The 23,773-nt window shown below is 64.4% G+C and carries 15 protein-coding genes and 2 other RNA genes; 12 read left to right on the forward strand and 5 right to left on the reverse strand.

Annotation, left to right across the window (positions count from 1 at the left end):
• Positions 1-162 precede the first annotated feature (162 nt).
• Both J7367_RS11240 and J7367_RS11245 read left to right on the forward strand, forming a co-directional pair.
• Complete coding sequence (locus J7367_RS11240; protein ID WP_057660003.1) at positions 163-2,424, forward strand: methyl-accepting chemotaxis protein; 2,262 nt, start codon at positions 163-165, stop codon at positions 2,422-2,424.
• A gap of 207 nt (positions 2,425-2,631) precedes the next feature.
• On the forward strand, positions 2,632-4,893 hold the full coding sequence (locus J7367_RS11245) for a methyl-accepting chemotaxis protein (RefSeq protein WP_057660005.1): 2,262 nt from the start codon (positions 2,632-2,634) through the stop codon (positions 4,891-4,893).
• A 74-nt stretch (positions 4,894-4,967) separates the two neighbouring features.
• Here J7367_RS11245 and J7367_RS11250 read toward each other — a convergent pair.
• Positions 4,968-5,042, reverse strand: a non-coding RNA gene (locus J7367_RS11250) — sX9 sRNA.
• Positions 5,043-5,687: 645 nt separating this feature from the next.
• Between J7367_RS11250 and J7367_RS11255 the strand changes: the two genes are divergently transcribed.
• The 10 genes from J7367_RS11255 to J7367_RS11300 all read left to right on the forward strand — a co-directional run bounded on the left by J7367_RS11255 (position 5,688) and on the right by J7367_RS11300 (position 18,932).
• Positions 5,688-8,357, forward strand: a complete 2,670-nt coding sequence (locus tag J7367_RS11255; RefSeq protein ID WP_057660008.1) for a Cache 3/Cache 2 fusion domain-containing protein — start codon at positions 5,688-5,690, stop codon at positions 8,355-8,357.
• A 713-nt stretch (positions 8,358-9,070) separates the two neighbouring features.
• Entirely contained in the window at positions 9,071-9,856 is a 786-nt protein-coding gene (locus J7367_RS11260; protein ID WP_007963584.1) for a flagellar brake protein, read from the forward strand.
• A gap of 135 nt (positions 9,857-9,991) precedes the next feature.
• Positions 9,992-10,474 carry a chemotaxis protein CheW gene (locus J7367_RS11265; RefSeq protein WP_003486339.1) on the forward strand — a complete coding sequence of 161 codons (483 nt, stop codon included), beginning with the start codon at positions 9,992-9,994 and terminating at the stop codon, positions 10,472-10,474.
• Positions 10,475-10,606: 132 nt separating this feature from the next.
• A non-coding RNA gene (locus J7367_RS11270) (sX9 sRNA) lies at positions 10,607-10,683 on the forward strand.
• Positions 10,684-10,931: 248 nt separating this feature from the next.
• On the forward strand, positions 10,932-11,315 hold the full coding sequence (locus J7367_RS11275) for a hypothetical protein (protein WP_003486337.1): 384 nt from the start codon (positions 10,932-10,934) through the stop codon (positions 11,313-11,315).
• Positions 11,316-11,398: 83 nt separating this feature from the next.
• Positions 11,399-13,789, forward strand: a complete 2,391-nt coding sequence (locus J7367_RS11280; protein WP_057660010.1) for a methyl-accepting chemotaxis protein — start codon at positions 11,399-11,401, stop codon at positions 13,787-13,789.
• 246 nt (positions 13,790-14,035) lie between these two features.
• Complete coding sequence (locus tag J7367_RS11285; protein WP_005914920.1) at positions 14,036-14,896, forward strand: CheR family methyltransferase; 861 nt, start codon at positions 14,036-14,038, stop codon at positions 14,894-14,896.
• A gap of 2 nt (positions 14,897-14,898) precedes the next feature.
• Positions 14,899-15,495, forward strand: a complete 597-nt coding sequence (gene cheD, locus J7367_RS11290) for a chemoreceptor glutamine deamidase CheD (protein ID WP_003486330.1) — start codon at positions 14,899-14,901, stop codon at positions 15,493-15,495.
• Positions 15,492-16,568 carry a chemotaxis response regulator protein-glutamate methylesterase gene (locus J7367_RS11295; protein WP_003486327.1) on the forward strand — a complete coding sequence of 359 codons (1,077 nt, stop codon included), beginning with the start codon at positions 15,492-15,494 and terminating at the stop codon, positions 16,566-16,568. Before cheD ends, J7367_RS11295 begins: the two co-directional genes overlap by 4 nt.
• Positions 16,569-16,646: 78 nt before the next feature.
• A complete protein-coding gene (locus tag J7367_RS11300; protein WP_057660012.1) occupies positions 16,647-18,932 on the forward strand; it encodes an EAL domain-containing protein in 2,286 nt (761 codons plus the stop codon).
• A gap of 386 nt (positions 18,933-19,318) precedes the next feature.
• Here the strand turns inward: J7367_RS11300 and J7367_RS11305 are convergent, their stop codons facing one another.
• From J7367_RS11305 to J7367_RS11320, 4 genes are all read right to left on the reverse strand, one after another.
• Entirely contained in the window at positions 19,319-20,164 is an 846-nt protein-coding gene (locus J7367_RS11305; RefSeq protein WP_057660014.1) for an alpha/beta fold hydrolase, read from the reverse strand.
• 194 nt (positions 20,165-20,358) lie between these two features.
• Complete coding sequence (locus J7367_RS11310; RefSeq protein WP_007963592.1) at positions 20,359-22,950, reverse strand: bifunctional aconitate hydratase 2/2-methylisocitrate dehydratase; 2,592 nt, start codon at positions 22,948-22,950, stop codon at positions 20,359-20,361.
• A 51-nt stretch (positions 22,951-23,001) separates the two neighbouring features.
• Positions 23,002-23,412 carry a type II toxin-antitoxin system VapC family toxin gene (locus J7367_RS11315; RefSeq protein WP_003486318.1) on the reverse strand — a complete coding sequence of 137 codons (411 nt, stop codon included), beginning with the start codon at positions 23,410-23,412 and terminating at the stop codon, positions 23,002-23,004.
• On the reverse strand, positions 23,409-23,657 hold the full coding sequence (locus J7367_RS11320) for an AbrB/MazE/SpoVT family DNA-binding domain-containing protein (RefSeq protein WP_003486316.1): 249 nt from the start codon (positions 23,655-23,657) through the stop codon (positions 23,409-23,411). The genes J7367_RS11315 and J7367_RS11320 overlap by 4 nt, the downstream gene beginning before the upstream one ends.
• Positions 23,658-23,773: the final 116 nt, after the last annotated feature.

A 23,773-nucleotide genomic window follows, 5' to 3' on the forward strand; every position in this document is an offset into this window, starting at 1 on the left:
CACGCGTACCTGCCCTGCAATCGCTGGCGTTGCGACCTTGGATGTCGCAACGCTCGATGGATCGGCTCGACGCGCGCCCGCTTCGGCGCCATCCGCGCACTCCGTACGCCTCGCCGCCTAGCGCACTGCCCCTTTCCTGCCCATCGCTCTCGAGATCCCAACATGACTGCTCTTCTTCAACGCTACAACGTCGGCAAGCGCCTGGGCTTTGCCTTCGGCACGCTGATCCTGCTGTCCTGCGCGCTGGTCGTCGCTGGCCTGTACACACTGGCGCAGGCCCGCCAGACCCTGGATACGCTCACCAACCGCAACATGGTGATCGTCCAGCGGCTGCAGGAAATGAACAACGCGGTGTCGGTAATTGCCGTGCAGTTGCGCAATATCGTGCTGCCGACCAGCGATGCGGAAAATCGCCGCTTCGCCGCGATCATCGAAGAGCAGCGCAGCATCTACAAGGAAGCACGCGACAAGCTCTACACCTTCTCGGCAACGCCTGCGGCCCAGGCGCTGCGTGAAAGCATCGACGCGAACAACAAGGCGGCCCGCGCGCTCAACCAACGGGTGATCGACCTGGGTCTTGCCGGCAAGTCGGACCAAGCCCTGCCCTTGCTGTTGCAGCGTGCCGCACCGGCCACGCAGGCATGGCAGGACAAACTGCTGGAATATTCGGCGCTGCAGCGCCAGCGCGCCCAGGAAGCCAATGCGCTGGCTACCACGGCGATGGCCCGCGGCCGTGCCATGTTGATCGGTGGCGGCCTGGCGGTGGTGCTCATCAGCAGCGTGCTCGCATGGCTGATCACCCGCAGCCTGGTGGTTCCGCTGACGCGCGCCACCCGCGCCGCCGAAGCCATTGCCCAAGGCAAGTTGGACAACGACGTCAGCACGCACTCCAACGACGAAACCGGCCGCCTGTTGCACGCCATGGACGGCATGCAGGGCCAGCTGCGCAACCTGATTTCCGCACAGCTGGGCATGGCCAAGCGCCATGAAGAAGGCCAGATCAGCTTCCGCATGGATGCCGGCGCATTCCCCGGCGATTTCGGGCGCATGGCCAATGACACCAACGAGCTGGTGGCCGCGCACATCAAGGTGAAGATGCAGACCATCCACCTGATCGAGCGTTATGCCATCGGCGACCTTTCCGAAGATATGCAGCAGTTGCCCGGCGAGAAGGCGGCCATTACCGCGGCGATGAACCAGGTCAAGCACAACCTGTCGACCATGAACACCGAGATCAAGCAGCTGGCGCAGGCTGCGGCCAATGGCGACTTCACCGCGCGCGGCAATGCCGAGCAGTTCCAGTTCGATTTCCGCATCATGGTGGAAAGCCTCAACACCTTGATGGCCACCGCAGACGGCAACCTGCAATCGCTCTCGGGCTTGTTGCAGTCGATCGCTGCCGGCGACCTCACTGCGCGCATGAGCGGGCAATACCAGGGCGTGTTCGCGCAGATGCGTGACGACGCCAATGCCACTGCCGAACAACTGGCCAGCATCGTCGGCCGCATCCAGATCGCAGCCGATGCGATCGGTCTGGCCTCGGGCGAAATCGCCTCCGGTAACCAGGATCTGTCGCAGCGCACCGAACAGCAGGCCGCCAACCTGGAAGAAACCGCGGCCTCGATGGAAGAGCTGACCTCCACCGTCAAGCAGAATGCCGAACATGCCAGCCAGGCCAACCAGCTCGCCATCGGCGCCGCTGCGGTCGCCTCGCAAGGCGGCGATGTGGTGGCGAAGGTGGTCACCACCATGTCCGACATCCAGGGCTCGTCCAGGAAGATCGCCGAGATCATCAGCGTCATCGACGGCATCGCGTTCCAGACCAATATCCTGGCCTTGAACGCGGCAGTGGAAGCAGCGCGTGCCGGCGAACAGGGCCGCGGTTTTGCGGTGGTCGCCTCCGAGGTGCGCACGCTGGCGCAGCGTTCGGCCGGTGCTGCCAAGGAGATCAAGCACCTGATCGACGACTCGGTGGAAAAGGTCACGCAAGGGGCCACCCTGGTCGATCAGGCCGGCACCACCATGGCCGAGATCGTCGCCAGCGTGCAGCGCGTCACCAACATCATGGGCGAGATCTCCTCGGCCTCGCAGGAGCAGTATGCGGGCATCGAGCAGGTCAACCAGACCGTGACCCAGATGGACGAAACCACCCAGCAGAACGCCGCATTGGTGGAAGAAGCCACCGCCGCCGCACGCGCGATGGAAGAACAGGCGCAGCAGCTGACCGAAGCGGTGGCGGTCTTCAAGGTGGCTGCGCATGCACCGTTGGCGCGTCGGTTGTCGGCCATTGCCAGCGCCCCGGCCAATGCCCGCTTCGCACCACGCCCGGCAGCACGCGTCACCCCGGCGGCCGCGTCGCCACGTCGCAGTCCTGCGGGCAACGCCACATCGGCCGCAGAGCTGGGCGATTGGCAGGAGTTCTGATCGCAAGGGCAGCCTCACGCACGGCAGTCGGTTGCGAACGACTGCCGTGCCGATTGCCGAGACCAGCTGTATCAAGCGTCAGGGCTCACGCGATCGATTGCAGGCAGCGCCGATAACGCTGCTTTGCCGACACGCAAAGTGGGCGCAATGGATCTTCCCAGCCTGCCAGCGCAACCGCATTCCACCTTTTAAAGCCGAGCGATTTTCATGACCTCTCTTTTGCTGCGCTTCAATGTCGGGCCACGCCTGGCTGCCGCCTTTACCGTGCTGATCCTACTGTCCGGGTTCATCGCCTTCATCGGCTATCGCGGGCTGACCTCTGCACGTGCGCTGGTGGATGCCCTGGTGCACCAGAACATGACCAAGATCCGCCTCTCCAACGACATGATGAATGCCAACTACGTCATCGCCGCGGAGCTACGCAACGTCGTGTTGCCGACCAGCAACGAAGACAATCTGAAATTCATCGCATCCATCAAGCAGGCACGCGCCGACTACGCGAAGGCGCACGATGCGCTGTATGCCATTCCGTCTTCGCCGCAGGGCATCGGCATCCGTACCGAGATCGACCGCCTCGGGCAGCCCGTGCGCGACTTGAACAACAAGGTCGTCGACCTGGTGATGTCTGGCCACAGCGATGAAGCATTGCCGCTGATGCTCACCCAGGCCGCACCTGCGATGCAGAAATGGCAGGACAAGATCGGCGAGAACATTGCCCTTCAGGACAAGCTCGCCTCCGAAGCAGCCGAAGTGGCGCTGCAGTCGATGGACGATTCGCGCAAGTTGCTGGTCGGCGGTTCGCTGCTGGTGGTAATGCTGAGCGGCACGCTGGGCTTGCTGATCACCCGCAGCCTCACCCGGCCACTCAGCCGCGCCACCCGCGCCGCCGAAGCGATTGCCGAGGGCAAGCTCGATAACGCCGTGCATAGCGATGCCGGCGACGAAACCGGCCGTCTGTTGCAGGCCATGGACACGATGCAGTCGCGGGTGCGCAACCTGATCACCGCCCAGCTGGACATGGCCAAGCGCCACGATGCCGGCCAGGTGAGCTTTCGCATGGATGCCGGCACGTTTCCGGGCGACTACGGCCGCATGGCCGGCGACACCAATGCACTGGTCGACAGCCACATCCAGGTCACCGCGCGCCTGGCGCAGATCATGGGCCGCTATGCGATCGGCGACCTCAGCGACGACATGGACGCCCTGCCCGGCGAACAGGCCAAACTCACTCAGACCATGGCGCAGGTCAAACACAACCTGGCCGCGATGAATCGGCAGATCAAGCAGCTGGCGCAGGCCGCTGCGGCCGGCGACTTCAGTGCACGCGGCGACGCAGCGCAGTTCCAGTACGACTTCCGCATTATGGTCGAGAGCCTCAACCAGCTGATGGCCACTGCCGATGGCAGCCTGCAGGCGTTGTCGGGCATGTTGCAGGCCATTGCTGCGGGCGATCTCACTGCGCGTATGGATGGACAATTCCAGGGCGTGTTCGCGCAGATGCGCGACGATGCCAATGCCACGGTCACGCAACTGGCCGGTATCGTCGGGCACATCCAGACCTCGGCCGTCTCGATCAATGCGGCTGCCAGCGAAATTGCCGCCGGCAACAACGACCTGTCGCAGCGTACCGAACAGCAGGCCGCCAACCTGGAAGAAACCGCGGCCTCGATGGAAGAGCTCACCTCGACCGTGAAGCAGAATGCCGAAGGTGCACGCCAGGCCAATCAACTGGCGATCGGTGCGGCCAGCGTCGCGTCGCAAGGTGGCGAGGTCGTCGGCAAGGTCGTCGACACCATGGCTGGCATCCAGGCCTCGTCCAAGAAGATCGCCGACATCATCACCGTCATCGACGGCATCGCGTTCCAGACCAACATCTTGGCCTTGAATGCCGCAGTGGAAGCGGCGCGTGCCGGCGAGCAGGGCCGCGGCTTTGCCGTGGTGGCCAGTGAGGTACGCACGCTGGCGCAGCGTTCGGCGGCCGCCGCCAAGGAGATCAAGGATCTGATCGGCGACTCGGTGCAGCGCGTCACCGACGGCTCGCTGCTGGTGGACCAGGCCGGCCGCACCATGGCCGAAATCGTCTCATCGGTGCAGCGCGTCACCGACATCATGGGCGAAATTTCCGCCGCGTCGCAGGAACAATCGGCCGGCATCGAACAGGTCAACCTCACCGTCACGCAGATGGATGAAGCCACCCAACAGAACGCTGCCCTGGTGGAAGAAGCCACTGCCGCTGCGCGCGCGATGGAAGAACAGGCACAGCAACTCACCGAAGCGGTGGCGGTCTTCAAGGTCGATGCGAACGCGCCGGTGGCGCGCAGGTTATCGGCCATCGCCGGCGCAGTGGGCCACCAGCGGCCGGCAACGCGCCCGGCTGCACGTGTCGCCGTGGCCGCGGCGACACCGCCGCGCGTGGCGGTCGGTGCAACCGCATCGACCGTTGGCGATGTCAATTGGCAGGAGTTTTAAGCCGCAGCGCCAGAGCGCACCGGTCGCCGGCAGCGGTGGGCGACCGGCACAGACACCGGGATCGTTTTTAGAGCGGCTAACAAAAAGTAGCGAGCAGTCGTCAGGTGGGTGCGGACGGCGCGGAGGAGCCGGCGTGACGCGCGGTACATGCCGTTTCCGAGCACCGGCCGCGCCCGCCTGGCAGCTGCACAGTAGTTTGTTAGCTGCTCTTAGTCCCTGTGGTGCAATCGGCCGCCGTCCTCATCGTCACCCGGTCGCGGCTGCCGATGCACGTTTCACGTAACACCGTTGTCCAGCCACACACACACATTTCGAGAGCCTTTGATCCGCGCTCCGCAGATCTTGTGGGCCGCTTCCCTTGCGAGGGGAAGCGGCCCTTTTTTGTGCTGCCCTCCCTGTGCGGCAACCGATAAACCGCATGCGCAATTTTCAGGCAGAGCGATGCGTAGGAACCGAGGCATGAGAGACAATTCCAAGCCCAGGGCGCAACCGCTCGACGGCTATGCAGCCATCGCACTGGTTGCCCAAGATGGTGCTCCGATGGCAGCAGCAAGGCGTGCTTTTCGCCAGCCATACGCGGCCCGTCGAGACACTCAAGAGCACCCTAATTTCACTCGAAATTTACAATTGCCAGTAACAAGACGTGCAGTGTGAAACCGCTTTCAGCCATCGAATGCTGAATGGAACGCCCAATTTTATGCTGATTTCAACGGTAACAGTCAATTTTCAGCATAAACGGCCGCTACCAAGTTCACGCATTCGTAACGCCCTCCCCCGGGCAAGGCCGATTCCTCATGCATTCCTTCAACCGCCTCTCGGTCGGTACGCGGCTCTCCGCATTGCTTACGCTGGTCATTGCCACCTCGCTAGGGCTGTTGGCCCTGACCATCTATCGCCAGTCCGCGGGCGATATCGAATCGCAGGTCAAGGCCGAACTGCGTTCCAGCACCCGGCTGATGCAGCAGTCGGTGGCGATGTACGACGTCACCCTCAGCGAAGGCACCCAGCGTCTGGGCAGCGTGTTCGACGACATGCTCCCCGCCGGCGCGCGCGAACTCGATAGCGCCAGCACGGTGACCATCGGCCAACAGAACACCCCGTCGCTGCGTGCCGGCAAGCAGGCACTGAATCTCAATGTCGACGCCGTGGACCGCTTTGCCAAGGCGACCGGCGGCGTTGCCACGATCTTCGCCCGTACCGGCGACGACTTCGTGCGCATCACCACCTCGCTGCGTAACAAGCAGGACGAACGCGTCATCGGCACCCTGCTCGATCGCAAGGGCAAGGCCTACGCCGCCCTGTCGCAAGGCAAGAGCTTCACCGGCCAGGCGCAGCTGTTCGGCGAGCAGTACATGACCCATTACCAGCCGCTGCGCGATGCCGCCGGCGAGGTCATTGGTGCGCTGTTCGTCGGGCGTAACTACACCCAGGGCCTGGCCGCGCTCAAGGCCCAGGTCAGCACTACCAAACTGGGCCAGGACGGCTATTTCGTCATCGTCGACATGGCGCCGGGCGATCATCAGGGCCAGGTCATCGCGGCCCCGCCGGGCACCCCGGCCACACTGGCGGCACTGGTGCCGGCCGAACAACAGGCCCTGTTGCAGGCAGTGCTGGACGGCAAGCAGCCCAGCGCCAACCTGCAGCTGCGCGATGCCAAGGGCACCAGCCAGGCGTTCGAAGTCACCGCACAGCGCTATGCGCCGTGGCAGTGGGCGGTGATCGGCGCGCAGCCGCGCAGTGCCATCGACGGTCCGCTGGACGCACTGATGGGCAGCATGCTGCTGTTCTCGCTGGTGGTGCTGGCACTGTGCATCGCGGTGGTATTCATCGCCGCGCGCAAGATGGTCACCGGCCCGCTGCTGGCAGTGGAACGCGTGCTCGGCGACGTGGCGGCCGGCCGCCTGGACAACCCGATCGAAATCGACCGGCATGACGAACTCGGCCGCCTGCTGCTCAACGCGCGCACCATGCGCGACGACCTGCGCGCGCGCCTGGAACGCGACCACCTGATCGCCAGCGAAGCACTGCGCGTGCGCACCGCCTTGGACGACGTCAGCACCAATGTGATGATCGCCGATGCCGAGCGCCGCATCATCTACGTCAATCGCCCGCTGCAGCGCATGCTGTCGGAAATGCAGGACGTCCTGCGAGACGATCTGCCCAACTTCGATGCCACGGCATTGAGCACGACCCGCATCGACCAGTTCCATCGCAATCCCGAGCAATCACGCCTGCTGGATCAACTCAAGAGCACGCACACCGCACAGATCGAAATCGGCGGCCGCATCGTGCAGGAAGTGGTCAGCCCGGTCGTGGCTGCGACCGGCGAGCGCATGGGCTATGTGGTCGAATGGAGCGACCGTACCCAGGAAGTGCAGGTGGAACAGGAAGTCGCGCACGTGGTGGAGGCCGCCGCCGCCGGCGACCTCAGCGAACGGATCGACGTGCGCGGCAAGCATGGCTTCCTGTTGCTGCTGGCTCAACAGCTCAACACGCTGCTGGACAACAACGCCGACGGCCTGTCGCGCGTCTCCGCCCTGCTCTCGTCACTGTCGCAAGGCGATTTGACCGCACGCATGGACGGCGCGCTGCAGGGCGTATTCGCCACGATCCGCGACGACGCCAATGCCACCGCCGACCAGTTCGCCGGTATCGTGCGCCGCATCAAGGACGCTTCGCTGACGATCAATTCGGCCGCCACCGAGATCGCCACCGGCAACGGCGACCTGTCGCGTCGCACCGAACAGCAAGCGGCCGCGTTGGAAGAAACCGCAGCCTCCATGGAAGAACTCACCGCCACCGTCAAGCAGAACGCCGACAACGCCGACCAAGCCAATCGCCTGGTGCTGGATGCTGCCGGTGTGGCGGCAAAGGGCGGCGACGTCGTGAACCGCGTGGTGACCACCATGGCCGATATCGACGCCTCGTCGAAAAAGATTGCCGAGATCATCAGCGTCATCGACGGCATCGCCTTCCAGACCAATATCCTGGCCTTGAACGCGGCGGTGGAAGCGGCGCGTGCCGGCGAACAGGGCCGTGGTTTTGCCGTCGTGGCCTCGGAGGTTCGCACGTTGGCACAGCGCTCGGCCGGCGCGGCCAAGGAGATCAAGCACCTGATCGAAGACTCGGTGACCCGCATCGGCAACGGCGCGGCACTGGCTTCCGAAGCAGGCAGCACCATGCAGCAGGTGGTGACCTCGGTGCAGCGCGTCACCGACATCATGGGCGAAATCACCAGCGCTTCGCGCGAACAGGCCGCAGGCATCACCCAGGTCAACCAGACCGTCACCCAGATGGACGAAACCACCCAGCAGAACGCCGCGCTGGTGGAAGAAGCCACCGCCGCCGCACGCTCGATGGAAGACCAGGCCGCACAGCTGGTCGATGCGGTCGCAGTGTTCCGCCTGGAGCCGCAGGACCGCCTCAGTACCCTGCTGGCCAATGCACGCCACGCCTATAGCTGAGACGGCAACACGACGACCTGCAGCAACGTCGCAGCGTCGAGTGCGCGGTGCCCTCACCGCTCGCGGGACACGCCGCGAACCCGTCCATGGTGGCTCGATGGCGGCATCCATGCCGCCAACGGTCCCGCAATTGGCAAGGCACCGCGCCAGACAATTGGCCAGTGGTTTGTTGACGAGCGAGGGACGCCTCGTCGGCGGTTGCTGGCTGGTTTCAAAACTCTGCACACCGACCAACGCGACCGGCCCTTGCCCGCCCACCGTCGCGGGACCCTTGGCGGCATGGATGCCGCCACGGAGCTGACAGGGACGTACTTGCAGCGTGTCCTGCGATGGTGGGCGGGCAAGGGCCCTGCAGCAAGCGCGAAGACATCGCGGGTGCGATGCCTTCGCCGCTCGCGGGACACGCCGTGAACCCGTCCCTGCGGGCTCGATGGCGGCATCCATGCCGCCAACGGTCTGGCAATCGGCGAGGACACCGCACCAGACAGTTGGCGGGTGGTCTTACTGGAAAAGGCGGACCGCCCCCCATGGTCCGCTGGTTGCCTGAGACGCTGCACACCGACCAACGCGACGGGTCCTTGCCCGCACGCCGTCGCGGGAGCACTGCATACACGTTTCGTCAGCCGCCTTAAAGATTTGGCGTTGCCGCCGATATCAAGGCGACGCCGGGACAACCCGCCAGGCGCCTTCCCGCTTCCACTGTGCTTGTGCCCATGTCCCAAGGCGATACCTCAGAGCTGGACCACGACGCTGATCACCTCGCCGAAGGTGACGAGCGCTACCTGCTGCGCAACAAGCGGCAGATCCGTGGATTGCTGCGCCAGCTGCTCGACCAACGCGCCATCGTGACCATGCATGTGGCCGGCCGCGACATGGCCGTGCCCACCGCCGTGCTGGAAGTGGACGAAGACGACGACTGCGTGATCCTGGACGGCAGCCATAACGATGCCTCCAACCGCGCCATCGAAGGCGCCAAATACCTGTTGTGCTACGCCCAGCTGGAACGGGTGAACATCCGCTTCCGCCTGGAAAAGGCCGAGCGGATCGAGCGCGACATCCACGTCGCCTTCCGCGTCGACCTGCCAGCCGCGATGTACCACATGCAGCGGCGCGAATCGTATCGACTGGAAACGCCGATCACCGATTCGCCAGTCTGCACTATCCGCCAGGAAGCCGCGCAGGGAAACGAGTTCAACCTGCAGCTGCGCGTGATCGACATCAGCAGCGGCGGTCTGGCGGTGTCTCTCACCGACGGCATGCCGTTGCTTGAACCGCAACGCACCTACCGCAACTGCATCCTGCAATTGCCCGACACCGCCCCCATCACGCTGCCGCTGACGGTGTGCAGCCAGCACAAGCAGACCCTGCCCAACGGCAGCGAAGGCTTCCGGATCGGCATGCAGTTCAGCGACCTACCGCGCGGCGCCGACGAAACCATCCAGCGCTACATTTTCCGTGTCGACCGCCAGCGCAATGCGCGCAAGAGCGGCGTGTTCTGAACCCTCGCGTACCACGCGGGGCCGGCACCTAAAGTTGCCGCCTACCCCGCCGATGTTGCTAGGGCATCCCGCATCCGTCCCTGCTGCCGCAGTCCTGCCTCAACCTGACACTTAGCCGCAACGCCCGGAGTTTCCATGAACGATAAAAGCACTGCCACCGGCACCGGTGGTGAATTCCTCAGCTTCGCTTTGGGCGAAGAACACTACGGCGTGGATATCCTGAAAGTGCAGGAAATCCGCGGCTACGATTCGGTCACCCGTCTGCCCGACGCGCCGGATTACATCAAGGGTGTGATCAACCTGCGCGGCACCATCGTGCCGGTGATCGACCTGCGCCTGAAGCTGCGCCTGAAAGAAGCGCGCTACGACGCTTTCACCGTGATGATCGTGCTCAACGTCGAGGACCGCGTGGTCGGCATCGTCGTGGACAGCGTGTCCGACGTGATTCCGCTCAACGACGACCAGATCCGGCCTACCCCCGAATTCGGTGCATCGGTCGACACCCGTTTCATCTCCGGTATCGGCACCCAGGACGATCGCATGTTGATCCTGCTGGATATCGAAACCCTGCTGGACAGCACCGAGCTGGGTCAGCAACTGGTCGAAGAAGCCGCCTGATTCAAACGGCTGTGTCGCCTCGCCTGCGGTCGCCGGAGAGGTGTAGAGGAATGCAGGAGCCGCCATGTACGACGAGCGGCTACCAAACGATTGCCACGCCGCCAGAAGGCGCCGCTGGTGCTCAGAATCCTGAGGTAGCACACGTGCACTCCGGCTTCTGCGCCCCGCCCGCGCCCACCTGCTGGCTGATTCGCTCCGTTTCGGTAGCCGCTTCTCAGCGTACATGGCGCCATCCTGCACCCGCTGCACCGCTCCGGCGGCCGCAACGCGTTGGCGCGACCGCATCTACGACGATCGCGTGTCAGGAAGCTCCCGACACGCGACGCACCACGCGATAGAACTGAGATAAAAATCACGTTTTCTGGATTCAAGTTGAACGGCGGTTAGCCGATAGCTGAATGAAGCCCGCGTCCACACAACGGGTCACCGATCGACTTTTGATTTCTGGAGAATCCCTATGAAGTTCCTGCTCTCGCTCCTCCCCGTCGCTGCTCTTGTCATCGTTGCTCCCACGCTGTCGGCTCAGTCGCAGGAAATGATTCCGCCGGAAATGGCGACGCGCTTCGTCGGCAAGGACGGCATGGTGTGCGGCAAGGTCGAAAAGGCCAAGTACGCGCAGAGCTCGGAAGGCGAACCTACCTTCCTGTACATGGGCGGCATGTTCCCGCGCCACACCTTCTCCGCACGCATCGACGGTGCCAACCGCGGCAAGTTCAGCTTCGCCCCGGAAACGCTCGAAGGCAAGGACGTCTGCGTCCTCGGCAAGATCCAGCGCGACAGTTCGCGCGCCGAAATCGAAGTCAGCTCCCCGGCCAGCCTGAAGCTTGCCACCATCAAGTAATCGCCTCGCACATCGCCACGCCCTTGCGCGTGGCGATGTGCTGTTGCGGCTATGCGGACTGACTTCTACGGGGAATCGTGTCAATGCAATGGATCAACAATCTGAAACTGATGCCCAAGCTGATGCTGGCGTTCGGCATCGTGCTGCTGATCATGCTCGTCCAGGGCGTCATCGCCTATTCGGGTCTGGCCTCGCTCAATAACGTCACCCGCGACCTGGCCGGCAACACCATGTCCAGCGTGCGCGAGGCAGGCGATCTGCGCGGCATGCTCGGCGAATACCGGAATGCGGCCTACCAGAACCTGGTGCGTGCCAGCGATTCGGTCAAGCAGGAAGCCAAGGTCCGCGCCAAGAGGCTCAATGGCGAGATCGAAGCCACCATCAAGGGCTACCCGCGCCTGATCGAAAGCCCGCAACAGAAGAAGCTGTTCGACGTGTTCGTGGCGGACTGGAAGAAGGCGTCGGCCTCCTATGCCAGCGTCGACGAAATGATGGAGCTGAATCTGCCCGACGACGCCATCGACACCTTCGTCGGCGAAACCCGTACCCTGCACAACAAGGCCAAGGATTCGCTGGCGGCCTTGATTGCTGAAGACAACCTGCTCGCGCAGGCTGCTAAGACCAAGGCCGAAAAGGTCCACGCCACCTCCGTCACGCTGACCCTGGTGGTGCTGTTGATCGGCATCGCCGGCGGCCTGGGCCTGGCTTTCCTGTTCGCCCGCTCCATCGTCAAGAGCATGCGCGGCGCTGTCACCACGGCCACCGAAATTGCCGGCGGCAAGCTGGACGGCCAGATCAACGTGCAGGGCCAGGACGAAGTGGGCGAGTTGATGCGTTCCATGCAGCGCATGCAGCGCGACCTGAAGGAACGCATCGAACGCGACCAGGAAATTGCCGATGAAAACCTGCGCATCCGCACTGCGCTGGACAAGTCCTCGACCGGCACCTTCATCACCGATCCCGAACGCGTGATGATCTACGCCAACGACGCCTTCAAGAAGATCGTGGCGCAGTACGAAAGCAGCATCCGCCTGGCATCGCCCGAGTTCGACGCAAGCAAGGTCATCGGTCAGCACATCAGCTACCTGGGTTTGTCGGATGCGACCGTGCGCAAGGCCATTGCCGCGCTGGAACGCGATGGCGTCACCAGCTTCGAAGAGCGTTTCGGCGAAGTGGTGCTGGCGCAGACCGTCACCTCGATCAAGAACGAACAGGGCGAGACCAGCGGCGAAGTCTGCGAATGGCGCGACCGCACCATCGAAGTGCAGGTGGAAGAAGAAGTGGCCCGCATCGTGCGTGCGGCCGCCAGCGGCGACATGAGCGGGCGTGTGGAAACCGACGGCAAGCAGGGCTTCTTCCTGCAGTTGGCGCAGCAGCTCAACGGGTTGCTGGACGCCAATGCCGGCAGCCTGGAACAGATCTCGACCCTGCTGTCGGCGCTGTCGGCGCTGTCGCGTGGCGACCTGACCGTGCGCATGCATGGCGAGTTCAGCGGCGTGTTCGCGCAGATGCGCGACGATGCAAATGCCACCGCCGAGCAGCTGGCCGACATCGTCGGGCGCATCAAGATGTCGTCCACTGCGATCAATTCGGCCGCCGGCGAAATCGCCTCCGGCAACAGCGACCTGTCGCACCGTACCGAGCAGCAGGCCGCCAATCTGGAAGAAACCGCCGCCTCGATGGAGGAGCTCACCTCCACCGTCAAGCAGAATGCCGAAAGCGCCCGTCAGGCCAACCAGCTTGCCATCGGCGCCACCGGCGTGGCCTCGCAAGGCGGTGAAGTGGTGTCGCAAGTGGTCACCACCATGTCCGGCATCGAAGCCTCGTCCAAGAAGATCGCCGACATCATCAGCGTCATTGATGGCATCGCGTTCCAGACCAATATCCTGGCCTTGAACGCGGCTGTGGAAGCGGCACGCGCCGGTGAACAGGGCCGCGGTTTTGCGGTGGTCGCCTCGGAAGTGCGCACGCTGGCACAGCGTTCGGCCGGCGCGGCGAAGGAGATCAAGGGCCTGATCGACGACTCCGTACACAAGGTGGCCGAAGGCTCGGCACTGGTGCGCAAGGCCGGCGCCACCATGGCCGACATCGTGGCCAGCGTGCAACGCGTGACCGACATCATGGGCGAGATCTCTGCCGCTTCGCAGGAGCAGTCGTCCGGGATCGAGCAGGTCAATCAGACCATCACCCAGATGGACGAAACCACCCAGCAGAACGCTGCGCTGGTGGAAGAAGCCACTGCCGCCGCCCGCTCGATGGAAGAGCAGGCAGGTCATCTGGCCGAAGCGGTGTCGGTGTTCAAGCTGGACGACTCGGCTGCGCAGGCGCCGCAGAGCGCACGCGTACGCCCGATCGCCTCGCGCCCGGTTGCAGTGAAAAGCGCCGCCAGGCCGGTAGCGCGCGCAGCCGCAAGCGCGTCGCGGCCAGCCACATCCCAGGCCGCGCTGGCCGACGGTAACTGGCAAGAGTTCTGATTCACCGCTGTCACCCACAACGCCCCGGCATTGCCGGGGCGTTGTGCATTTAGGCAAGGCACCGACACTGATCCTCGCGGGTCCGATACGGCAGCACACCATTGGGGCGTCTTTGCTCTCTGGCATTCCATCACCAGCCGCCGTCCCCATCGGACCAGGTAGCGAACACAACCGCGTCCAATCCACGCATTAGCGCTTCAGTTGCGCGGCTCCGTGGCCGATATCCAGTTATAGCTCACGACGCGTATGGATATGACGACTACGACTTCCGCTTCAGACACACGCGAATTTGATTTCGGCGACCGCGACTTCAAGCGCGTCTGCGACCTGATCTACCAGCGTGTGGGCATTGCATTGGCGCCGGCCAAGCGCGACATGGTGTATGGCCGCCTGTCGCGGCGTCTGCGCGTGCTCGGCCTGCGCTCGTTCCGCGATTACCTCGACCAGCTCGAAGCCGGCAACGACGAGGAAGAATGGCAGGCATTCACCAATGCGCTGACCACCAACCTGACCTCGTTCTTCCGCGAGCCGCACCATTTCGACAAGCTGCGCGAAGAACTGCAAAAGCGCGCCTCGCAGGCGCCATTGAAGATCTGGTCGTGCGCCGCCTCCACCGGCGAGGAGCCCTACTCCATCGCCATTACCGCCTGCGAAGCCTTCGGCACGCTGACCCCGCCAGTGAGCATCGTCGCCACCGACGTCGACACCCAGGTGCTGGAAACCGCATCGCGCGGTGTCTATGCCATCGATCGCGTTGCCTCGCTCGATGCAGCGATCAAGCGCAAGTACTTCCAGCGCGGCAGCGGCCCCAATGAAGGCAAATGCCGGGTCATTCCGGCGCTGCGCCAGCTCATCGAATACCGCCAGTTGAATCTGCTGGCGCCGCGTTACGACGTCGGCGGTCCGTATGCGGCACTGTTCTGCCGCAACGTGATGATCTACTTCGACAAGCCCACTCAGCGCGGCATCCTGTCGCGCCTGGTCAGCCACATGGGCGACGACGGCCTGCTCTACACCGGGCACTCGGAGAACTACCTGCACGCGGCCGACCTGATCCAGCCGTGCGGGCGCACGCTGTATCGGCGCGCACCGCGCGCAGGAGCGTGAGCATGAGTACTGCCGTGCAAGTCGACGACGTCATGCGCTACCGCGATTCGCGGTTCCAGACCATTGCCGCCAAACTGCTGCCCACCCAGTACCTGGTGGTGGACGACGACACCGCGTTGACGACCACCTTGGGATCGTGCGTTGCAGCCTGCCTGCGCGACCCGGTGCTCAAGATCGGCGGCATGAACCACTTTCTGTTGCCGGAAGGCCAGGTCGGCGATGGCGCACCCACGCGCTACGGCAGTTATGCCATGGAGCTGCTGATCAACGACATGCTCAAGCGCGGCGCGCACCGCAAACGCATCGAAGCCAAGGTCTTCGGTGGCGCCAACGTGTTGAAGGGCTTCACCAGCAACCCGGTCGGCACCCGCAACGCCGAGTTCGTGCGCCAGTACCTGCAGGCCGAACATATTCCCATCATCGCTGAAGATCTGTGTGGCATCCATCCGCGCAAGGTGTGGTTCTTCGCGACGACTGGCCGCGTCGTCGTGCAGCGTTTGCCGCACGCACACGAAGCCGAAGTCGCCGCCACCGAATCGGCCGTGCGCGCCCGTCTGTCCAAAGCACCGGTTACCGGTGGAGTGGAGTTGTTCGAATGACGCTGGAAACTCCTGTGCGTGTATTGATCGTCGACGATTCGGCGGTCGTGCGTCAGATGCTCACCGAAATCCTGTCGCGCGATGCCGGCATCGAAGTGGTCGGCTCGGCCGCCGATCCGCTGCTGGCGCGCGAAAAGATCAAGCGCCTCAATCCGGACGTCATCACGCTGGATGTGGAAATGCCGCGCATGGACGGCCTGGTGTTTCTGGAAAACCTGATGCGCCTGCGCCCTACCCCGGTGGTGATGATTTCATCGCTGACCGAGCGCGGCGCCGACACTACCTTGCAGGCCTTGTCGCTGGGCGCCGTGGACTTCGTGTCCAAGCCCAAGATCGACGTCGCACGGGGGCTGGAAGGCTACGCCGAAGAGATCGTCAGCAAGGTCAAAATGGCCGCCAAGGCCAAGGTCAGCGCACTCAATCGCCCGAGCGCACCCAAAGTCACGCTGGATATGCAATCGGCACCGGTGGCCGGCAGTGCGCTGCGCTTTCGCACGACCGATCGCTTGATCGCCATCGGCGCTTCCGCCGGTGGTACCGAAGCGCTGCGCGTGGTGCTTGAACACATGCCCGCCGATGCGCCCGCGGTGGTGATGACCCAGCATCTGCCTGCCAGCTTCAGCACCGCGTTCGCCGAGCGCCTCAACCGCCATTCGGCCATGTCGGTACGTGAAGCCACCGATGGCGAGGCGATCCTGCCAGGTCATGCGTATCTGCCGCCGGGCGGCCAGCATCTGCGCATCATTCGCGACGGTGCACGGTGGCGCTGCCGTATCGACGATGGCCCGCCGGTCAATCGCCACAAACCGGCAGTGGACGTGCTGTTTCGTTCCGTTGCCGCCAATGCCGGCCCGAATGCGGTGGGCGCCATCCTCACCGGCATGGGCGACGACGGCGCACGCGGCCTGCTGGAAATGCTGCAGGCCGGCGCGCCGACGCTGGTGCAGGACGAAGCCAGCAGCGTGGTCTGGGGCATGCCCGGTGCAGCGTACAAGCTTGGCGCCGCACAGGAAGTGGTGCCGCTGGACCGCGTGGCCGAACGCTTGCTCGCATTGTCGGCGCAGGCGCGCTGATCCGGCATGGCCGCGCATCCCTCGCACCCGACCAACCAAACGCTTCCTCCAGCACCGGGAAGCGCGGCGGGCGCTGGCGTGGATGCAGCGGTGGACCGCATGCCGCTGACGGCTGAGCCGATCAATGCCAACGCCCCAAGCGCTGGCCTGGTCAGGCCCGGCCCGATTACCGCCGGCATGGCCAAGCCCGGCGAGCAGCCCGAGCAGCGCCGTGCGCGCCTGCTCGCAGAAGCCCTCGATGGCAGCAGCAGCGCCATCCTCATCTGCGATCTGCAATCGCGTCTGCTATACGCCAACGACGGCTTCCAGCGCATGTTCGGCTACACCGAAGCCGAGCTGGTCGGTCTGCGTCCCTCCGATGTCTTGACCCGCGCGCAAAGCGACCAAAGCGAGGTCGCCCGCGTGCGCGATCGCGCCGATGCCTTGCAGCACACCCGCGCCGACTTGCTGGTCTATCGCAAGGATGGCACACCGCTGTGGATCTCGCTCAACTTCAACCCGATCTACGACGCCAACCACGCTCCCTCGCATTACGTGGCGGTATTGACCGACATCACCGACACCAAGATGCACGAGGTATTGCAGCACCGCGTGCTGGAAGCCTTGGTGCAGGAACGCCCGCTGATCGAGGTGATGACGCTGATCTGCACCGAGGTCGAACGCATCGCACCGGACGTGCTGGCCACGGTGATGAGTGCGGACAATCAAGGTCGCCTGCATTCGCTGGCTGCGCCCAGCCTGCCGCCCGAATACGCCGATGCGGTCAACGGCCTGAAGATCGGCCCGGGCACAGGCGCCTGCGGCACCGCGGCCTGGCGCGGTCGCGCGGTGATGGTGGAAGACGTCGCCACCGACCCATTGTTCGAGGCGTATCGCGACACGCTGTTGCCTTGGGGCCTGCGCGCCTGCTGGAGCACGCCGATCCGCTCCAACAGCGCGCGCGTGCTCGGCACCTTCGCGCTGTACTACCGCAAGCCGCAACGTGCCGATGCCTGGCATATGCGGCTCACCGATTTGTGCCAGCAGCTGTGCACCCTGGCGCTGGAACGCGAGCAGATCCGCCAGCGCGTGCATCAACTGGCGTTCTACGACACGCTCACCGGCCTGCCCAACCGCATCATGTTCAGCGCGCGCGCCGAGCAGGCGCTGACGCAGGCCGAATACGCAGGCGAACCGGCCGCGTTGATGTTCATCAACATCGATCGCTTCAAGCTCATCAACGATAGCCAGGGACACGCCGCAGGCGATGGCCTGCTGCGCGATATCGCCTTGCGCGTCAACGACCAGGTCACCGCCACGGCGATGCTGGCGCGACTCTCCGGCGACGAATTCGCGCTTGCGCTGCCGCAATGCAGCGCAGAGCAGGCCAGTGCCGCCGCCGAGCGTCTGTTGGTCAGCATCGCCAGCCCCCTGCCGGTCGGCCATATGACCGTGCATCCGTCGGCCAGTATCGGCGTGGCGATGTTTCCCGAAGATGGGCAGGACATCAATATCCTGCTGCGCCACGCAGATTTGGCGATGAATCGCGCCAAGAAGGAAGGCGGTGGGCGCTTCCGTTTCTTCAGTTCCGACATGAACCGCATGGCGCAAGAACGCGTTGCGCTGGAAGCGGAACTGCGTCAGGCCATCGACCGCAATCAACTGCAATTGCATTACCAACCGCAGATGCACAGCGCCGCGCCGCACACGCTCTATGGCGTGGAAGCGCTGCTGCGCTGGAATCACCCGCAGTTGGGTGCAGTGTCGCCGGCGCGCTTCCTGCCCGTGGCCGAAGAACAAGGCATGATGCCGCAGATCAATGCGTGGGTCCTGCGCAGCGCCTGCCAGCAGGTCGCCGACTGGCGCCAGCGTGGCGTGCCGGTCGCACGCGTGTCGGTGAACCTGTCGGCAAGTGGTTTCGAAAGTCCGCGCATGCTGCCGGATCTGCTCCGGCTCATCGCCGAGATGGGCGTGCAGCCCTCCGACCTGACCCTGGAACTGACCGAAAGCGTGATGCTGTCCGGGCAACCGGGCGTATTGGAAAACCTGCATGCCATTCGCGAAGCCGGCATCTCGCTGTCGCTGGACGATTTCGGCAACGGCTATTCCAGCCTGAGCCATTTGCATCGCCTGCCGATCGACGAACTCAAATTGGACATGAGCTTCGTGCGCGATATCGAACACAGCGAAGACGCGCGCGCGCTCACCACCTCGGTACTGCGCATCGGCGAGCACCTGCGCAAGCACGTGGTCGCCGAAGGTGTGGAAAACGAAGCGCAGCGCCTGTTCCTCGCCGACCTGGGCTGTGAGGTGCTGCAAGGCTATCTGTTCTCGCGCCCTCTACCTGCCCCGGCACTGGAAGCCTGGCTGGGCGCGCAACCGTAATCGCACAGCTTCGAACTCCCATCCAGCCAGGAAAGGCGGGCCATGGCGTGGCAAGTCATGAGCCTCCCTCCCGCGGGAGAGAAGCGCTGCAAGCCCTCCCCCCACGACAGCGCTTGGAGCCCCTCTCCCCGCGGGAGAGGGGTTGGGGTGAGGGTGCGGCCACCCACGCATCGCGCCGACGCCGTACCCTCATCCGCCCTGCGGGCACCTTCTCTCCATAAAGAAGGACAATGCCCGACAGGACAAGGGAAACATCATCCTGACAACTGCAGCGCTTCAGCCATCTCCGACGAGAGCGCGCTTCAAGCCCCCCTCCTGTGCGTAAAAACGTGAGGAGTTGAGAAGGAACCACGCGCCTCATCCCACGTCAGGCGAGGCCATTGCCCTTATCCCACGCGCATCAGCTCCACCTCGGTCTCACCCACCGTCCGCTTCAGCCATCCCAGCAACTGCGCGTTGACAAAGCCCGGGTTCTCCAGCGAGGCGATATGTCCTGCGTCCGGGATCAGCTCGTAATCGCAGCAGATTGCCTCGGCCATCATCCACACCTCTTCGGTCGGGCGCGGGATGTCCTCGGCGCCACCGAGCAGGAAGGTGTTGGCCGGATCCAGTCCAGACAGGGCATCCAGTCGATTGGCTCGGCCGAAGATCAGCCGGCCCAGTGGCACGATGGATGCGCGCAACTGTTCGGCCGACATGGCAGCCAGACGCTGCGCAAAGGCGGCCGGCAGTGCCGATCTCAGATCGATGCCGGGGCGGAAGAAGATCGGAACGATCGCCTCGATCAACGCAGGCGTCACCTGCCCGGCCGTCTCGATCGCATCGAGCAGGTCGAAATAGCGCGCACGCGTGGCGGCTGGCTCGGCGCCCAGGAAGGTGTCCATCAACACCAGGCTGCGCACGCGCTCCGGCGCCATCAGGGCAAGCTCGGCGGCCCACATGCCGCCCACCGACAGGCCGACCACCGCGCACTGCGGCAACTTCAGTGCGTCCAGCAGGGCCAGCATGTGCCGGGCAAGGTCGCCGATCTGCTGCGTGCCGTGCGGCAACGGACCTGACTGCCCATGCCCCCACAGCTCTGGAACGATGACCTGGTAGTGCTGCGAGAGCGCCTGGATCTGCGGCTCCCACATCGCAGCGTCCCAGAGATAGCTGTGGCCAAGCAAGACCGGGAAACCCCGGCCGTGTTGCGTGTAATGCAGGGTTTGACCGGAGATTGTGCAAGTGGGCATGGGCATCAACGGGCAGTGGTAGAGCGGCCGGACTCTAGACCTGCGCACTTCAGATTTTTGTTGCAATGCCACAATCCAGTCAGCTGGTATTTGTTTTAACGCCGGGCATCGTGAGCACAACACGAAGCCATTGCCTGGAAAGCGAAATGCCCGGCAGTGCCGGGCATTTCGGGACAACCAACCTGCTGGATGACTCAGGCGGCGACGGTCTCTGCCACGTGCTGATACTCCTGGATCTGATCGAAGTTCATGTAGCGATAGATCTGCTCGCCACTGGTCTTGATCACGCCTACATCGGCCATGTACTCGTCCTTGGTCGGAATGCGGCCCAGGCGCGAACAGATTGCCGCCAGTTCCGCCGAGCCCAGGTACACATTGGTGTTGCGGCCCAGGCGGTTGGGGAAGTTACGCGTGGAGGTCGAGAACACCGTGGCGCCCTCGCGCGCCTGTGCCTGGTTACCCATGCACAGCGAGCAGCCCGGCATTTCCATGCGCGCGCCGGCCGCGCCGAAGGTGCCGTAATGGCCTTCCTTGGTCAGCTCGGAGGCATCCATCTTGGTCGGCGGCGCCACCCACAGGCGGGTCGGAATATCGCGCTTGCCTTCCAGCAGCTTGGCCGCGGCGCGGAAGTGCCCGATGTTGGTCATGCACGAACCGATGAACACCTCGTCGATCGCAGCGCCGGCCACGTCGGACAGCGTCTTGACGTCGTCCGGATCGTTCGGGCACGCCACGATCGGTTCAACGATGTCGGCCAGGTCGATCTCGATCACTGCAGCGTACTCGGCGTCGGCATCGGGCTGCAGCAGTTGCGGGTCGGCCAGCCACTCTTCCATCTTCTTGATGCGGCGGCCCAGGGTGCGCGCATCGGCATAGCCTTCGGCAATCATCCAGCGCAGCAGGGTGATGTTGCTGGTCAGGTATTCGATGATCGGCGCCTTGTCCAGGTGCACGGTGCAACCGGCCGCCGAACGCTCGGCCGACGCATCGGACAGCTCGAACGCCTGCTCCACCTTCAGATTCGGCAGCCCTTCGATTTCCAGGATGCGGCCGGAGAAGATGTTCTTCTTGCCCTGCTTGGCCACGGTCAGCAAGCCCTGCTTGATCGCGTACAGCGGGATCGCGTTGACCAGGTCACGCAGGGTCACGCCCGGCTGCATCTGCCCCTTGAAGCGCACCAGCACGCTCTCGGGCATGTCCAGCGGCATCACGCCGGTGGCCGCTGCGAACGCCACCAGGCCGGAGCCGGCCGGGAACGAGATGCCGATCGGGAAGCGGGTGTGCGAGTCGCCGCCGGTGCCGACGGTGTCGGGCAGCAGCATGCGGTTGAGCCAGCTGTGGATCACGCCATCGCCCGGACGCAGCGACACGCCGCCGCGGGTGGAGATGAACTCCGGCAGCGTGTGGTGGGTCTTGACGTCCACCGGCTTCGGGTACGCGGCGGTGTGGCAGAACGACTGCATCACCAGGTCGGCGGAGAAGCCCAGGCAGGCCAGGTCCTTCAGCTCGTCGCGGGTCATCGGGCCGGTGGTGTCCTGCGAGCCCACCGAGGTCATCTTCGGCTCGCAATAGGTGCCCGGGCGCATGCCCTGGCCTTCCGGCAAGCCGCAGGCGCGGCCGACCATCTTCTGCGCCAGCGAGAAGCCCTTGCCGGTGTCCGGCGGGTCCATCGGCAGGCGGAACAGGTCCGAGGCCGGCAGGCCCAGGAACTCGCGCGCCTTGGCGGTGAGGCCGCGACCGACGATCAACGGGATGCGGCCGCCGGCGCGCACTTCGTCGAACAGCACGTCCGACTTCATCGCGAACTCGGCGATCACCTGCCCGTCCTTCAGCGCCTTGCCGTCGTACGGACGCAGCTCGACCACATCGCCGTGCTCCATCTGCGACACGTCCAGCTCGATCGGCAATGCGCCGGCATCTTCCATGGTGTTGTAGAAGATCGGGGCGATCTTGCTGCCCAGGCACACGCCGCCGAAGCGCTTGTTGGGGATGTACGGAATGTCTTCGCCCGTCCACCACAGCACCGAATTGGTCGCCGACTTGCGCGAAGAACCGGTACCGACCACATCGCCCACGTAGGCGACCAGATGGCCCTTGTCCTTGAGGTCGGCAATGGCCTGGATCGGGCCGCGCTTGCCGTCTTCCTCCGGCTCGAACGCGGCGCCGTCGCGCTTGTTCTTCAGCATCGCCAGCGCGTGCAGCGGGATGTCCGGACGGGTGGTCGCATCCGGCGCCGGCGACAGGTCGTCGGTATTGGTCTCGCCCGGCACCTTGAACACGGTGACGGTCAGGCTCTGCGGCACTTCCGGCTTGCTGGTGAACCACTCGGCCTGCGCCCAGCTCTGCAGCACGGCCTTGGCATGCGCATTACCGGCTTGCGCCTTTTCCTGCACGTCGTGAAACGCATCGAACACCAGCAAGGTGTGCTTGAGCGCTTCGGCGGCGGTGGCGCCCAGCTCGGCGTTGTCCAGCAGGTCGATCAGCGGCTGGATGTTATAGCCACCGAGCATGGTGCCGAGCAGTTCGGTAGCGCGCGTGGGGCTGATCAGCGCGGTGGTCTCGGTGCCGAAGGCCACCGCGGCCAGGTACGAGGCCTTGACCTTGGCAGCGTCGTCGACGCCGGCGGGCACGCGCTGGCTGAGCAGTTCGACCAGGAACTGCTCTTCACCGGCAGGCGGCGCCTTGAGCAGCTCGATGACCTCGGCGGTCTGCTGCGCGGTCAGCGGCAGCGGCGGGATACCGAGCGCGGCGCGCTCTGCAACGTGGTGGCGATAGGCTTCCAACATGCGGGTTCTCCAAAAAAGCAGCGGTGAAGGTGGTAAAGCGCAAAACGTGGATCAGGGTGCGGGTTTGGGAACGACGATCTTCAAACCCTTGAAGTAATCGCGGAAAAAGCCCTCGTCGCGGGTGATCAACCCGTCGCACTGGAGCATCGCGTGGGCGCCGATCAGAAAGTCGGCCACCACCCGCTCGCGCTTGCCGCCGCGCGCGCGAAAGCGCTTGTTCATATGGCCGGCGCGCACTGCCGCCGCTTCCTGGGTGGCCTCGTAGCGCACGCCGATCGAGGCCAGGGTTTCCATCAGGTCGACCTGGGTGTCGAGCATGGCCAGCACCTCGGCCACCACCGCGTCGCAGACCACCACTTCGTCGCGCGCCAGGGCGTCGCCGATGCAGATCTCCGACACTTCGCCATAGACCGGGTCGCCGATCAGGATGTCCAGCAGGACCGAGGAATCCAGGGCGATCATGGGTCGAACGGATCTCCGGGGGCGCGGCCACGGATCACGCGCATCGCCGCATCGGTGCTGGTCAGGCCGTCGACCAGCTTGAACTTGCCGCGCACCTTGCGCAGCGCCTCGCTGACGTCCTTGCGCAGGATGATGCGCCCGCCGTCGAGCTCGATCTTCAATGTGGTGCCCTTGGTCAGGCCCAGGGCATCGCGCACGGCCTTTGGCAGCGTGATCTGCCCGCGTTCGGCAACGGTGGCTTCCATGAGCATGCTCCAGAAAGTATGCATGCATGATACGTACTTATGCCGTCCTACTCAAGTTCGCAGATCTGTCTGGACACACCGTACGTACACACTGAATCGCTCAGAATGAGCCCCTA

The sequence above is a fragment of the Xanthomonas sp. D-36-1 genome (assembly GCF_017746155.1).
Taxonomy (GTDB): Bacteria; Pseudomonadota; Gammaproteobacteria; order Xanthomonadales; family Xanthomonadaceae; genus Xanthomonas; species Xanthomonas cissicola.